General features: G+C 44.0%; 14 protein-coding genes and 1 pseudogene. 8 read left to right on the forward strand and 7 right to left on the reverse strand.

Features of this window, described 5'->3' with window-relative positions; genetic code table 11:
- Positions 1–32 precede the first annotated feature (32 nt).
- From VL525_RS10790 to VL525_RS10800, 3 genes are all read right to left on the reverse strand, one after another.
- A complete protein-coding gene (locus VL525_RS10790) occupies positions 33–1,058 on the reverse strand; it encodes an aldo/keto reductase (RefSeq protein ID WP_325386293.1) in 1,026 nt (341 codons plus the stop codon).
- A 140-nt stretch (positions 1,059–1,198) separates the two neighbouring features.
- On the reverse strand, positions 1,199–1,672 hold the full coding sequence (locus VL525_RS10795) for a GNAT family protein (RefSeq protein ID WP_325386295.1): 474 nt from the start codon (positions 1,670–1,672) through the stop codon (positions 1,199–1,201).
- 65 nt (positions 1,673–1,737) lie between these two features.
- Positions 1,738–2,514 (reverse strand): NUDIX hydrolase, encoded by a 777-nt coding sequence (locus tag VL525_RS10800; protein ID WP_325386297.1) that lies wholly within the window; start codon positions 2,512–2,514, stop codon positions 1,738–1,740.
- Between the two features lie 123 nt (positions 2,515–2,637).
- Here VL525_RS10800 and VL525_RS10805 point away from each other — a divergent pair, with 123 nt between their 5' ends.
- From VL525_RS10805 to VL525_RS10820, 4 genes are all read left to right on the forward strand, one after another.
- Complete coding sequence (locus VL525_RS10805) at positions 2,638–3,633, forward strand: TIM barrel protein (protein WP_325386299.1); 996 nt, start codon at positions 2,638–2,640, stop codon at positions 3,631–3,633.
- Between the two features lie 146 nt (positions 3,634–3,779).
- Positions 3,780–5,528: a GMC family oxidoreductase gene (locus VL525_RS10810; RefSeq protein WP_325386301.1), complete on the forward strand. Its 1,749-nt coding sequence runs from the start codon at positions 3,780–3,782 to the stop codon at positions 5,526–5,528.
- A gap of 18 nt (positions 5,529–5,546) precedes the next feature.
- Complete coding sequence (locus tag VL525_RS10815; protein ID WP_325386303.1) at positions 5,547–6,170, forward strand: gluconate 2-dehydrogenase subunit 3 family protein; 624 nt, start codon at positions 5,547–5,549, stop codon at positions 6,168–6,170.
- Positions 6,171–6,281: 111 nt separating this feature from the next.
- Complete coding sequence (locus tag VL525_RS10820; protein ID WP_325386305.1) at positions 6,282–7,367, forward strand: DNA topoisomerase IB; 1,086 nt, start codon at positions 6,282–6,284, stop codon at positions 7,365–7,367.
- A 29-nt stretch (positions 7,368–7,396) separates the two neighbouring features.
- Here VL525_RS10820 and VL525_RS10825 read toward each other — a convergent pair whose 3' ends face one another.
- The 3 genes from VL525_RS10825 to VL525_RS10835 all read right to left on the reverse strand — a co-directional run bounded on the left by VL525_RS10825 (position 7,397) and on the right by VL525_RS10835 (position 10,704).
- Positions 7,397–8,338, reverse strand: a complete 942-nt coding sequence (locus VL525_RS10825) for a GGDEF domain-containing protein (protein WP_325386307.1) — start codon at positions 8,336–8,338, stop codon at positions 7,397–7,399.
- Positions 8,339–8,467: 129 nt separating this feature from the next.
- Positions 8,468–10,336 (reverse strand): M56 family metallopeptidase, encoded by a 1,869-nt coding sequence (locus VL525_RS10830; protein WP_325386309.1) that lies wholly within the window; start codon positions 10,334–10,336, stop codon positions 8,468–8,470.
- A 5-nt stretch (positions 10,337–10,341) separates the two neighbouring features.
- Entirely contained in the window at positions 10,342–10,704 is a 363-nt protein-coding gene (locus VL525_RS10835; RefSeq protein WP_325386311.1) for a BlaI/MecI/CopY family transcriptional regulator, read from the reverse strand.
- A 167-nt stretch (positions 10,705–10,871) separates the two neighbouring features.
- Between VL525_RS10835 and VL525_RS10840 the strand changes: the two genes are divergently transcribed.
- The 4 genes from VL525_RS10840 to VL525_RS10855 all read left to right on the forward strand — a co-directional run bounded on the left by VL525_RS10840 (position 10,872) and on the right by VL525_RS10855 (position 13,779).
- Positions 10,872–11,702, forward strand: coding sequence for a hypothetical protein (locus tag VL525_RS10840; protein WP_325386313.1), 831 nt, complete (start codon positions 10,872–10,874; stop codon positions 11,700–11,702).
- A 69-nt stretch (positions 11,703–11,771) separates the two neighbouring features.
- Positions 11,772–12,608, forward strand: a complete 837-nt coding sequence (locus VL525_RS10845; RefSeq protein ID WP_325386315.1) for an SDR family oxidoreductase — start codon at positions 11,772–11,774, stop codon at positions 12,606–12,608.
- Positions 12,609–12,697: 89 nt separating this feature from the next.
- Positions 12,698–13,192, forward strand: coding sequence for a c-type cytochrome (locus VL525_RS10850; RefSeq protein ID WP_325386317.1), 495 nt, complete (start codon positions 12,698–12,700; stop codon positions 13,190–13,192).
- Positions 13,193–13,275: 83 nt separating this feature from the next.
- The gene (locus VL525_RS10855; protein ID WP_325386319.1) at positions 13,276–13,779 is read left to right on the forward strand and encodes a GNAT family N-acetyltransferase; all 504 of its coding nucleotides are present in this window, start codon (positions 13,276–13,278) and stop codon (positions 13,777–13,779) included.
- A gap of 208 nt (positions 13,780–13,987) precedes the next feature.
- Here the strand turns inward: VL525_RS10855 and VL525_RS10860 are convergent.
- Positions 13,988–14,286 (reverse strand): annotated as a pseudogene (locus VL525_RS10860) (DUF5009 domain-containing protein); the annotation flags it as partial.

The following is a 14,286-nucleotide window of genomic DNA, read 5'->3' on the forward strand; positions in this document are numbered from 1 at the left end:
TTCGGATTTTCCGACTTATGCGAACTTTCGGACTATTTAATCTCCCTGTCAGCCGCCTGCCGTTCCACCATCCAGCCCGGATATTCACGCGGCAGGGCGCTTACTTCGTTTATCTTTTTCAGATCATCTTCCGACAAAATAACGTCGGTTGAATTAACATTATCCTTTAGCTGATCGACATTCTTTGCGCCGATGATGGTACTGGTAATCCCTTTTTGCAGCCGGACCCATGCAAGCGCCACTTGCGCTGCCGATACATTATATTGCTTACCTATTTCCATTATCACGTCGATGATGTTGTAAGCTTTCTCTTTGTTCACCGGAGGGAAATCAAAAACATCACGGCGCGAGTCGCCAGCTTTCTCATTATTGCGTGTGTATTTTCCCGACAGGAAACCACCTGCCAGCGGGCTCCACGGCATAACAGCCAGGTTTTGGTCGATGGCCAGCGGCAGAACTTCGCGCTCGATATCGCGGCTGGTCAATGAATAATAATATTGCAGGCCGATAAATTTGTTCCAGCCATGCTTTTCAGCTATGCCGATAGCTTTCATCACCATCCAGGCGGGCCAATTGCACACAGCTACGTAACGAACTTTGCCGGTAAGCACCACATCGTTCAAAGCTCTTACGGTTTCCTCAACAGGTGTTTTCGGGTCGACACCATGCACATAAAGTATATCCACATGATCCATTTGCAAACGCTGCAGGCTTTCGTCTATCGACTGGAAGATATGAAAACGGGAGAGGCCAACATAATTTTTGCCTTCACCCATGCGACCACGTACTTTGGTGGCTATCACCAACTCATTGCGGTTAATGCCAACATCCTTTAACGACTGCCCCAAAAGTTTTTCTGATAAACCATAAGAATAAACGTTTGCCGTGTCGATGAAGTTGATGCCGGAATCCACTACGGTTTTCATCAATTCGTTTACCGCGTCCTGCTGAAGCTTGCCGATGTTCCCCCAGATGCCGCCCTCGCCTCCAAAGGTCATAGTACCAAAGCAAAGTTCGGATACCACCACACCGGTGTTCCCTAAAAAATTGTATTTCATAAGTGTTTGTGATTTTGAATTGATGTAAAGTTGTGAAGATTGAAAGAAATCAACGGTCACATAAAGGTCAATTTAGGCTGAAACAGACAGATAGCATTATTTTAATCGTCCCATGAATGGGACGGCAATGAATAATAGAACTAAAAGCCCCTCTCTACCGGAGAGGGGTTGGGGTGAGGCTCCTGATACTCCCATTCCCAAACTTCGCCCTCGTCTTCGTCCATTGCAGTCCCAATGATCACAAAATTATTTTTGCGGAGTATTTTTGTGGAGTAGTTTTCCTCCATTAAAGTTTGCGCGGTTACCCTCACCGATGGGTCAGTCTCCAGGGCCAGTTGAATCAGGGTGGCAGCTATTTTAGTGCCAATGCCTTTATTTTGATAAGCATCGAAAGTACCGTAGGCTATCTCGACCTTGTTTCCAACAGGTTTTCCTTTAAATGCTGCTGCCGCTACTAATTGCCCGTCCTGTTCCACATAATAACATATCCAGGGTGGGTTAAAGCCAACCCGTTTGTAAAAATCAATACACATGCCTAAACTATCAATGCAATCAGGGTGACCAACAAATTTCGGATTTTCATAGAGATGCTCTTTGATGGGTAACAGCTTCATTACCAAATGTAATGAAAGTAGTCCGTAAGTCAGCCAAAGTCGGCAAGACCGAAGATGATTACTATTTAACTCAATACCAGCCCCTCTGTAAGAGCCTCTTCATACCGCGCTTTGTCAAACATATACAAATGCGGCGAACGGTGGGCGCCTATGCTCCGTTTTTCATCCAGCTTTTTTAGTAGGCCCAGTGCGATCAGTTTTTTTGGAAAATTGCTGATGTCCAGTTTTTTGCCAAGCAGGGTTTCGTATAATGCGTGTATCTCTGTTAAAGTAAATTTTTCAGGCAATAAATTGTACCCGATGGGGTAATGGTATAATTGAACGCGCATGGTATGCAGGGCCTCTTTCACCATTTCATCATGGTCAAAATCCAGCTTTGGCAGGTTATCGATATCAAACCAGGTGCATTGCACGGCAAGCATATCTGATTGCGGCTCGGTTCGCGAAAAATCGGTTATCGCGTAAAATCCGATGGATATAGTCTGGTCGATCAGCCAGTTGGTTTTGTCAATTCTTACGCCCATAGCCTCTAACCAATTGTCCTCATCAAACTGGCTAGTCCGGGCGCGGTCAGGGTCACCGAACGTCTTGAACTGCTGCAGGAAAAGATTATCGATACCGGTCCGTTCCTTCACATTCCGGTTAGCGGCTTCAACCAGGGTTTCGGTCCGTTTGATATAACCGCCTGGGAGGCACCAATCTTTTATGGCTTTGTGTTTTATAAGCAACAGCTTAAGCTGCTGTGAATGATAACCAAAAATGGCGCAATCGAGCGACACATGCGGTACATAAGTTAGATGTCCGTTCAGTATAAAATCTCTTAGTTGCTCTTCGGTTTGCATGGGATAAAAATACACTTAACAAACTGTGTATAAAAATTATTTAGTAAATTTCACTAAATGAAAAATTAATCACTACCTTCATTTTGTAAAACCTACTAAATAAAACCAATTACACTTATTATCATGACCAGAATAGACAGAAGATCGTTTCTTAAAAAAGCTGCTATAGGTGCAGCCGGGGTAGGCATAGCCGCCAGCTTGCCCGAGTTTTTATATGCGAATGCGGAGAAGGACCTGTTTTTCAAGATAGCTATTTCGCAATTTTCATTTGCGGGCGAATTTTGGACCAAGCAGCTCGATCCGCTCGACTTTGCCGCCAAATCCAAAGAGTTGGGTATACTGGGACTGGATTATTGCTCTATGTTTTTTGCTGATAAGGCCAAAGACACCCAATACCTGGGCGAACTAAAAAAGCGTGCAGCGGATAATGGCAGCTATAACCTGCGTATCATGATAGATGGCGAGGGAGTTTTGGGTGATCTTAATGATGCGGTACGTTTGAAAGCAGTAGAAAATCATTATAAATGGATGGATGCTGCAGCTACCCTTGGCTGCCCGATGATACGGGTTAATGTGGAAGGTGACGGCGACCACGAGGCGGTAGCCAAAGCCGCAGTAGATAGTTTGGGCAGGCTGATAGAATACGGGCGCAAGCAAAATATTGATGTTATCGTCGAAAATCATGTGGGTATATCCTGCAACGGCGCCTGGCTGGCAGGGGTTATGAAACAGGTAAATAGTCCGCATTGCGGAACGCTGGCAGATTTTGGGAACTTCTGCATTAACCGGACAAAACCCGAAACGCAGGACATTGCCGGGTATATGAAAACCAAATGTTTAGAGGAATATGACCGCTATAAAGGTATAGAAGAACTAATGCCCTATGCTAAAGGTATCCACGTAAAATCACATGTTTTTGATGCCAATGGCGACGATACCGAAACGGATTTTTACCGGATGTTTAAGATCATCAAAAAATCGGGCTTCACCGGTTGGGCTAGTATCGAGTACGAAGGCGGCCTATTTAAAATGTATACCAAGGACAGTAAATACCTGGACGATTACGCGGGCGTTACTGCCACCAAAAAACTGGCAATCAAAGCCGGAATGATGGCGTAAGACAATATACTATGTCGTTGCGAGGAGGAACGACGAAGCAATCTCTTCGATATATGTGAACGCTGTGGTTGGCGACGAGATTGCCGCGCTATCGCTCGCAATGACTTCTTTTTTTGACTATGAATTTGTCTTAAACTCAATAAAACATGGAGATAAAAAGATCATCAGCCGTGTATGACGTGGTCATTATCGGTTCGGGTGCCGGGGGAGGTATGGCCGGTTATGTACTTGCCAACGCCGGTATAAAAGTACTCATGCTGGAAGCAGGGCCATTTTTCGACCCGGCGAAGGATTCCGATCAGTTGAAATGGCCGTACCAGTCGCCGCGCAGGGGCGGCAACGCCACGCGGCCAATGGGCGATTTTGACGCATCATACGGCGGCTGGGAATTGGAAGGCGAACCCTATACCCAAAAAGACGGTTCCGATTTTCAATGGTACCGGTCACGCATGCTGGGTGGCCGCACCAATCACTGGGCGCGTATTTCGTTACGCATGGGGCCAAAAGATTTCAAATCAAAAACGGCCAATGGCGTGGGCGACGATTGGCCGATAACCTATAACGAAATAAAGCCTTATTATGATAAGGTTGACCGGCTGATAGGTGTCTATGGCTCGATGGAAGGTATGGATAACGATCCGGACGGAATATTTTTGCCGCCGCCAAAGCCACGCCTGAATGAATTATTTGTAAAGAAAGCCGCCACTGCTGCAGGTATTAAGGTAATAGCCGGGCGCGGATCGGTATTGACAGCGCCGCTGCCTGGTAATACCGACAGGCAAGCCTGTTTCTTTTGCGGGCAGTGCAACCGCAGCTGTAAAATATATGGTGATTTTTCATCATCATCGTGTTTGGTTATTCCGGCTATTAAAACCGGCAATTTGAAGGTGGTGACTAACGCCGTTGTACGTGAGATACTGACCAACAACGAAGGCGAAGCCAGTGGTGTTTCCTATATCCTGAAGGACGATATGCAGGAATACCAGGTTAAAGCCAAAACGGTGATATTGGCGGCTAGTACGTGTGAGTCGGCCAGGATATTGCTTAATTCAAAGTCGGTGCGCCACCCGAATGGATTGGCCAACAGCAGCAATGCAGTTGGTAAATATCTGCACGACTCGACGCAAGGTGGTGGTGCAGTCATCATCCCACAACTGATGGGCCGAAAACGGTTTAATGAAGACGGCGTAGGCAGCCTGCACTTGTATGCACCGTGGTGGCTGGATAACAAAAAACTGGATTTTTCAAGAGGCTATCACCTGGAGATATTCGGCGGAATGATGATGCCGAGCTATGGCGGCTATTTCGGTTTCGAAGGCGCATTTGTGCCGATGCTGAACGGCTACCTGCCCGGTGCGGATGGCAAAATGAAACCTGGCGGCGGTTATGGTTTGGCGCTTAAAGACGATTATCGCAGGTTTTATGGTACAATGGCAGGTTTTGGATGCCACGGCGCATCCACTGCAAGGGAAGATAACTATTGCGAGATAGACCCGAATGTAGTGGATAAATACGGTACGCCGGTGCTTCGCTTCCATTACAAATGGAGCCAGGACGATGTTAACCAGGCTAAACACATGGCCGAAACCTCGGCGGAGATATTAAAGCTGATGGGCGGTATCCCGCTGATGAGGCCGGCGACGGCCGAAAACAACTACGGGTTGGATAAGCCGGGCAAAGGTATTCATGAGGTTGGGACGGTACGTATGGGCGACGACCCGAAACGTGCGCCGTTAAACAAATGGGGCCAGGCGCATGATTGTAAAAATCTGTTTGTAACGGACGGTTCGGTATTTACCCAGCAATCGGAAAAGAACCCAACCTGGACGATACTCGCGCTATCCATGCGGACTGCCGAGTACCTGATAGATCAGCGTAGAAAACAGAATGTTTAAGATCAATAATAGAAAATCATGAACAGAAGAGATAGTTTAAAAGCATTGGGTATAGGCACCTTATCTGCAAGTGCGGTATTGGCCGGTTGCCACCCAAAAACAGGGGAGGAAAGCGGTAGCGAAGCTGCTGCCGTTGACACCACCGGCAGGCAGCCATTCGAGGCTGAGCGTGATAAAGCCCTTTTGAAGGCAACTTATTTCGATACGCACGAAATGGCTACGATAGCCGTGTTAGCGGACCTGATCATTCCGAAAGATGCTCATAGCGGCAGCGCAACGGATGCCAAAGTACCCGACTTTATCGAATTTATTGTGAAGGACGAACCGCAGCACCAGTTGCCTATGCGCGGCGGTTTGAAATGGCTCGACGTGTATTGCCTGAATCATTACAATAATGCATTTAAGGATTGTAAGCCGGACATTCAGAAAACTGTGCTGGACCAGATAGCTTATCCTATGCAAGCGAGGCCTGATATGCAGCAGGGTGTTGCATTCTTCAGCAAGATGCGTGACCTGACGGCCATCGGCTTTTTTACCAGTAAAATGGGAATAGATGACCTGGGCTACAAGGGCAATGCACCCGGAAAATGGGAAGGTGTGCCTGCTGATGTATTAAAGCAATACGGATTGGAAGGAGTGTGAGGGGGTCAATAGTCAATAGTCAATAGTCAATAGTCAATAGTCAATAGTCAATGGCCAATAGTTAAAATGGCGACTGTGAAAACTTAAAGTATTTGCTGCTGTTCTGTTTACGTGAACAGGCTTGTCAAAAAACTGGAAAAGATCGGGCGCGACCCGGTGATCACCGCCAAGGCAGCGGGGCTGCGCTACGTGGCTGATTCAACGCCGGGATATACCCGTAAAAGATCAGGCAAAGGATTTACTTTTTATGATGCTGATGGCAAGCAGGTTAAGGACAAAGACCTGATCCGTCGCTTTAATCAGTTGGTAATTCCACCGGCCTATACCAATGTGTGGATATCGCCGCTGGAAAATAGTCACTTGCAATTTACGGGTACGGATGCAGCTGGCCGTAAACAATACCGCTATCATCCCGGCTGGAATAAATTACGTAATCAGTCCAAATACCATCGCCTGCAATTATTTGCCGAATACCTCCCTGCCATACGCAAACAGGTTGATAAAGATATGGCCCGCCCCAATCTCGACCACGAGAAGGTTCTGGCGCTTGTGGTTCGCCTGATGGAACTAACGAGTATCAGGATAGGCAATGAGATGTACAAAAAACTTTATGGGTCCTTTGGCCTTACCACCCTTCAGGATAAGCATGTTAAGATAAACGGCGCTGATCTTAACTTTCAATTTAAGGGAAAAAAAGGTGTTTATCATAAAATATCGCTTCACAGTAAAAAACTGGCGCAACTGGTAAAGCAATGCCGCGATATACCGGGGAAGGAGCTTTTTCAATATTATGATAAAGAAGGAAAGCGGCACTCTATCGGCTCGGGTGAAGTAAATGATTACGTTAAAAATATCACCGACGAAGACTTTACCGCCAAAGATTTCCGCACCTGGGCAGGTAGTGTTAGTGCTTTATATGCCTTTAAGGAAGCAGGGGAATTTGAAACCATTACCGAATGCAAAAAGAAGATCGTAAGCGTATTGGATGAGGTTGCCATCAATTTAGGCAACACCCGAACCGTTTGTAAAAAATATTATGTGCATCCGTCGGTGATCAAAAGCTATGAGGAGGGTACGATATTTAAATATATTAGCAAACTGGAAGGGGAAAAGCAAGTAGACGTTATGGAATTAAACACCGCTGAAAGGGCTCTGCTTGATCTGTTAGCGAATGAAAAATTGGCCGAGGCTAGTTAGGTTCAGTGAAATATTGGTCGGGGTTAATCTTATTCATATTCTTTGTCAACAATAGTCATTACTTCAAAAAGCTTCCTGGCTCTGTCGTAATCGGATTTCTTTTTGGTGTCACGTGATAATACCTTCTCAATTGTATTCGGATGCCAGCAGATAGTAAAACTGGCCGCGCCTTCTTTCGATATCCGGTAGCAATCCTCTGCTTTCCTGAAGATGTCGTCGAATGAGTCCCGCGGATCAATCTCAACAATCGCACAATGGAACGAAAGATCAAGATTTTCGCCTAATATCTGCAATGTTTTTTTGGATATCTCTTCAAATTGGGCCACAAGCCTGTTCGAAAAACCAATAGCATCTGCCTGGTCACCCTCTATGACAAAGGCAAATTCGTCGCCACCCGGGTATACGCGATAAAAATTCTCTTTTTCATGCTTGTTAAGCACATCGCCAACCGAGTATTTATACATGTCCTCATTCCGCCGCATGCGTTTGTAAATGGTTTGGGCGACGGTGCGTAAAAGATCATTCGTTTTATTAAAGCCGAATTTGCTGTTAACTTTTCGAAAATCCTTCAGGTCGATGAAAATGAATTGCATTTTCTTTCCGGAACGATTTGCGAAATACTCATCAATATCTTTTTCGAGGCTGCGGCTGTTGGGCACGCCGGTAATAACGTCAGTCAAACGTTCATTTTCAGATATCTTTAATGCGTCTCTCAGGTTATCGCGGTCCTTTTTTGTAAGCTCGTGCCCATCAAATTCTTTTTGCCAAAAATGGTTCATGATAAACCAGACAATAATGACTGCCAAAAGTAGAATGAAGAATACAAAGCGCCAATTGAGAAAAATACCACCAGGAACAAAGAGCTCATAAAACTCTTTCCATTTGGCAAACGTACCGATGATCGCTGTAGCGATGACAATTAACCCGATGATCAGCCCGAATTTAAGTTCAACAGCAACTGGTTTTGCCATAAGCATGGAGACGGGATATTCGTACAGCCCATCCGACTTCTAATTTACATTTTTTATAGGTTATCAAACAAAAATGGCCGACGCGTATTTCAGGTCGGCCATTTAACGGGCAGAAACTATTAACTGATCTTACTTTTTCCCTTTTTTGGTGGTTATAACGATAACGCCATTTTTGCCTTTTTCACCATAAGTATCTTTTGCATGTTTGTCTTTTAGCACCACGATAGATTCGATATCATCCGGGTCCACTTTTTTGATACTCTGCACTGTCTTGCCATCCACAACTATCAGGGGTTCAGTGCCACTTTCACCTGTGGCATCTCTGACCACGTATGTTATACCGGTAGATTTTTTGTCCTTACCGGTGATATAAACTTTGTCCGCAACCTTAGGGGCAATCGTATAAGTTCCGTTTGCTGTAACAATTGTATTAGCAGAGCTAGTTACGTAAACCTTATTTTTGACTGCTGATTTGGCATACCCCTCTACTTTTACAGGCGCTGCTTCAGAACCGGAAACATTTTTAGTGTAAACCGTCACTTCGGGTGCCACGTCGGACGATGAAGTTGAAGACGAGCCTGACACACCCGAAGCAGAAGATGCTGCTGCAGGTGCAACATCAGAACTTTCAACTGTTGTTGCCGACGCCATATTTCTTGCATGCGCGAGCGTGCCCCCACCCATGGCATTATCCAATCTTTCTTTCAAATATTTTCCTTTTTCAGAGTCGTCTGTAGTAATAAACAGCACTTCCGGTTTATCCAGCATAAAATCGACAAATTGCCTTGCATCAGCAACCGGTACCATATCCAGGCTTTTTACTTTATCCGGGTTCAGCGCTTTAACTTCTTCCCTGCTCGCTTTAGCTCCGTTAACGACAAGTTCAACCGAGTCAACGCTTTTATCGCTTGTTATCAGCATATTCTTTCTGCCGTTTTTCGATTTTCCGGCATAAATGGTGTCGGTAATACTTGTTTGCGGTTTAACTTTGACCCTGACTACGGGAGCAATTTTTTCCTTCTGTAACACTGGGTGATTGATCGGCCTGTCGTCGCCGCTGATGGCTACGCTTTTAATAGCTGCCGAAAGAGACGACTTGATGCTAACTAATCCTTTTTTGGCAATATCAGCCTTAGATATGCTGAAGATGAGCAGCAAAGCGACAACAATAGGCGCTACCAATATATAGGTGCTCAGTTTTATTCGGGATGATCTTTTAGTGTTCATCATGATAATTCGTTTTTTAATTGTTGAAATATTAAAATTGTTAACTATGGTATTTGGTGTACCCGCCATGCTCACGTTCAGCAGGCTGTACTGGTATTGCTTACTGTCTATACCTTTTTCAAGTATTTTTCGGTCGGTAATAAACTCGATATTCTCGCGCACAGCTTTTTTCATCAGCCATACCCCCGGATTGAACCAATAGAACACTGTGCTCAATTCGGCAAGCAAAATATCGAGGGTGTGCCATTGACTTACATGTACCTGCTCATGTTCCAAAACCTTTGCAAGGTCGTTAGGCGCCAGCATGGCCGGGTTGACGAATATGCTGCGCCAGAAGGAAAAAGGACTGACGTCACCGTCTATCAGCCGAACCGGATAATTATTTACATGACCAGGCGTCGACCTACGATAAAGCTTGTATAGCGAAAATAATTGCATTCCGAGCCTCAGCGCAAATAATATGACGCCTGCCCAAAAGACAACTTCGGCCCATTGCCAATAGTCGGGCTGGTTAAGCGGTATGACGAAGTTTTCGGCCGGGGTTTTCCATTGCAGTATCACCTTTTGTACCGGGGCGGCCAGTTGCTGATGCCGTTGCAGAAAGTTGTTGATATTGATAAACGGATAAACGGTGGAAAACAGGATGGCCGTTACCAGGTATATCCGGTTGATCGTATAAAAGGTAAGATGTCGTAATACAAGATAGTAACCAATGCAAAAAAGCACCAGGGCTATGTTGACCTTAAACAGGAATATGAACAATGCAGGCATGGCGTTTACTTTTTAGGATTTTCGATCAGTTTGATGATTTCTTTAAGATCGCTTGCGCTGATCTTCTTTTCATTGGCGAAAAATGTGACCAGGTCTTTGTATGAGTTCTGGAAATAGTCGCTTACAAAGCCATTCATGAACTTCTTTTTATATTCCTCTTCCTGTATAGACGCACTGTAACGATAAACGTTCCCAACCTTTTCGCTGGTAAGAAAGCCTTTGCGCTCAAGGTTTTTTACGGTCGACGCCAGCGTAGTATATGGCGGCTTGGGCTCACTCATCTGCTCAAGAAAATCTTTTACTGATCCCGAGCCGTATTGCCATGCGGCCTGCATTGCGTCTTCTTCCTGTTTCGTTAATTTCTCCATGTTGTTACGATTGTTTCGTAAATCTACGAACATTTCGTAGAACTCCAAATTATTTTACATTTTTTAACATTTTATTTTTAAGGTGGAGGTTTGAGTTCAGTTATTATTCGGATTTTGAATAAGTTCTACCTGTAAAAAAGACATACTTATAATTACCTTTAGTAACTATGAGTAAAAATATCAACCGTAAGCCTCACACAAAGCCTATTGAAAAAGGGGTAAAATCTAAATCAGATGTAAAGCATAGATATTGGTTATTAAAGCACAAATACCTAATTGTTTTAATACCGGCAATCATAGCTGGAATATTTGGCTTCCTTAATAATTGGTTTGGAAGGAGTTCAAAGACTGAGCCTCACATAGGTATTAATTCAAATAAACAAAAGGTAGTCAATCAGAAGAACCCCAACCACAGCCCTGTTATAATGGGGGATCAAAATAATTTTAACATTGTTGAAAAAAGAGAGGACAATTTTGAAGCCTTCAAGCCTAATATTATATCCAAGAGTATATATCCAGCCAAATATCCTATGTATGTTGGGAGAAATGTATATAGAAATTCTGATTCTTTATATTTCTTAATTAGTTTAGTTAATAATGGAAAAGGCGAGGCTTATAATTTGGTAGACGAAGAAGATTGCTTGGAGGTAAATCACAACAAGAGTATAGCAGACAAATACTTTTGGATAGGCGAAAATTATAGTAGAACTTTTAGCAAAAATTTAATAGTTAAGTCCGGCGAGAGTAAACTAATCGATTACTCCTTTCCATCGTATCTTCTAAATGACACAGTCTTCATTTATTTTAAACTTACATATACGGATAAAAATAAAAAGAAGGGAGTGCCGATAGAGGCGGTGTTAGAATTTCGCAAAGGCAATATTGAGAATAACTTGCCTTTTGCTTCTAGTGAAGATTATGATGATGTGTTAAAATGGGTAAAAATCTTTAAGGCAAGACATGCAAGATTTTTGCAGAAAAATCACAAAAATCAGTAGGTTTTCGATGGGAAAATGTTCTGCAAAACATTTATCTCTCTATCTTGTCCATCAATTAATTGCAGTAATATGGCAGCCATAACAACGGTTATTACAGGTTCAACATCGGGTATAGGAAAAGTTACAGCGCTTGAATTGGCTAAAAAAGGGCACGCAATCTATATGCTTGTTCGCAATACGCCTAAGGGCGAAAGGGTACGGGAAGAGATAGTGACCCAAACGGGTAATAAGAATATCTATGTCATCCGGTGCGATGTTTCCGACCTGCAAAGCGTACGCGAAGCTGCGGCAGAATTAAAGGAAAAATTGTTCGGCATCAATATCCTGATCAACAACGCCGGGAGCGCGTTCCAGGAAAAGCAATTGAGTAAGGACGGTTTCGAGATGACGTTTGCACTCAATCACCTGGGCCATTTCCTGTTGACGATGAGTTTAATGCCCTTGCTTGAGCGGGGCCAGGCGCGCATAATCAATGTAAGTTCAGAAGGGCATCAGCGTGCAAAACCAAATTTTGACGACCTTAAGTGGGAGCATACGCCTTATAAAGTGATGAAAGCCTATGGTATCAGTAAATTATACAATATCTATTTTACTAAATCGCTCGCGGAAAAATATAAGGATAAGGGTATCGTATCTTATGCTTTGCACCCGGGCGTAGTAAATACCAATATTTGGGATGGTGTTAAGGGGGTGGCCAGGTTTTTTGTATGGGTATTAAAACTATTTATGATAACACCCGAAAAGGGTGCCGAGACCGTAATTTACCTTGCAACACATGCAAAACTGGAAAAGAATAGCGGCAAATACTTCATTAAATGCAAAGTTGCCAAAAACTCAGTGATAGCGGATAATGCGGAAGCACGGAACAAGCTATGGGCTATCAGCGAAAAGTTGGTAAAAATTTAAGTACAATTACATGTTGTAACCACTTTTTTTCGTTTGAGTCATGGAATTGTCATTCCAGTCACTATATTAGTTACCTGATTTAATACCTTATGATGATCAACAAAAAAATAGTTATTGCCGCTGGCTTGTTCGGCGCCGTGGCCCTGAGCATTGCAGCGTCAATGCCGCAGGAGCGACAAGAACCCAAATTGGTTAACCTGAAGGTTTTCCCCAAAAATATACCTTATAAGGTATTGGATCACACCATGGATGTTTGGGCCGCCTCGCTGGGCGTACATTGTAATTTTTGCCATGCGCGTAACGAGCAAACCAATAAAATGGATTTCGCCAGCGACGCAAAGCCTGAAAAAAATATGGCCCGCGAAATGTATAAAATGGCGGCTAAGATCAATAAGAAATTTTTTAAAGCTCAAAAAGATTCGCTCGGTATGGTGATGGAAAGCAGTGTCAATTGCTATACATGCCATAATGGGACAGCGCATCCCGAGGCAAAAATACCCGAAAGAAGACGCGGACCTGGTGGTCCGCCTCCTGGTACGAATCCAGGCCCCCCTCCGGGCAACCCGCCATCAGGAGGGCAATAATATTGAAAGGCGTTCCGGCTCATTGGGACGCCTTTTTTATTTGGTTTAAACCCTATAAATTGCGTGCTCATAGTTATTTCATTATGTCGTCACCAACAACAATTATCCGCAATGCGACAGAGCATGATATAGCCGGAATACTGGAAATATATAACCATGTGATCCTGAATACAACCTCTGTTTACAGCGAACAGCCGCATACTTATGAAATGCGGCTGGCCTGGTACACCGATAGGGTGAACAATGGTTTCCCTGTTTACGTGGCTGAATCCGGTGATAAGGTGATCGGCTTCAGCAGCTTCGGGCACTTCCGGGTTTGGCCATGTTACCGGTTCACAGTCGAGAATTCTGTGTATGTGCATACAGACCATCGGGGCAAGGGTATAAGCAAGTTATTGATACAGCCTTTGATAGACCGGGCACGTGAAATGGGCTTACATGCTATGATAGCCGGTATAGATGCTGACAATCAGGTTAGCTTTAACCTTCACCGATCATTCGGGTTTGTTGAGGTTGCACATTTTAAAGAGGTAGGTTACAAATTTGGCCGCTGGTTAGATCTCAAGTTTATGGAATTGATAATCTGATTATTATAGACTATTGGTTAAAGTTGGTTAATTGTAAATTAATGTAACATTACTGATAGGAAAGTATTTTGTGGAAAAATCGTGATAACCTTTACAACGACCAGGCGTAAAAGTACCCGATCTGTTATAGGTAAGATTAATAACATATACGTTCTTTACCCAATCTAAAGACCCTGTCCATAAGCGTGCGGACGGGGTTTCTTTTTTATCAGACCTTCAGTTTGATCTTCTTTTTTTTCAAAAATCCCCCGATGATCACCACGATAAAAGCAACAGCCCACGAACGGAGAAATCCCCCGATCCCGTAATCAAGAAAATGCGGGTAGCGAAAATGGAAAAGATCAAAAAATCCAACCTGCAAATAAGGGATCAGGTAACAAGTCAAAGTAGCGGTGCCCGCGGGCCATCTCAGGTTGAACCAGGTCTTTTTGCCTTTGAAATCGACCAGGTAGACCATGATTTCGAACGCGAGTATGCTAATGCCCGAACAGATCAATACCCACGCGG

Origin of the sequence: Mucilaginibacter sp. (genome assembly GCF_035492695.1) — a bacterium.
Classification (GTDB): Bacteria; Bacteroidota; Bacteroidia; order Sphingobacteriales; family Sphingobacteriaceae; genus Mucilaginibacter.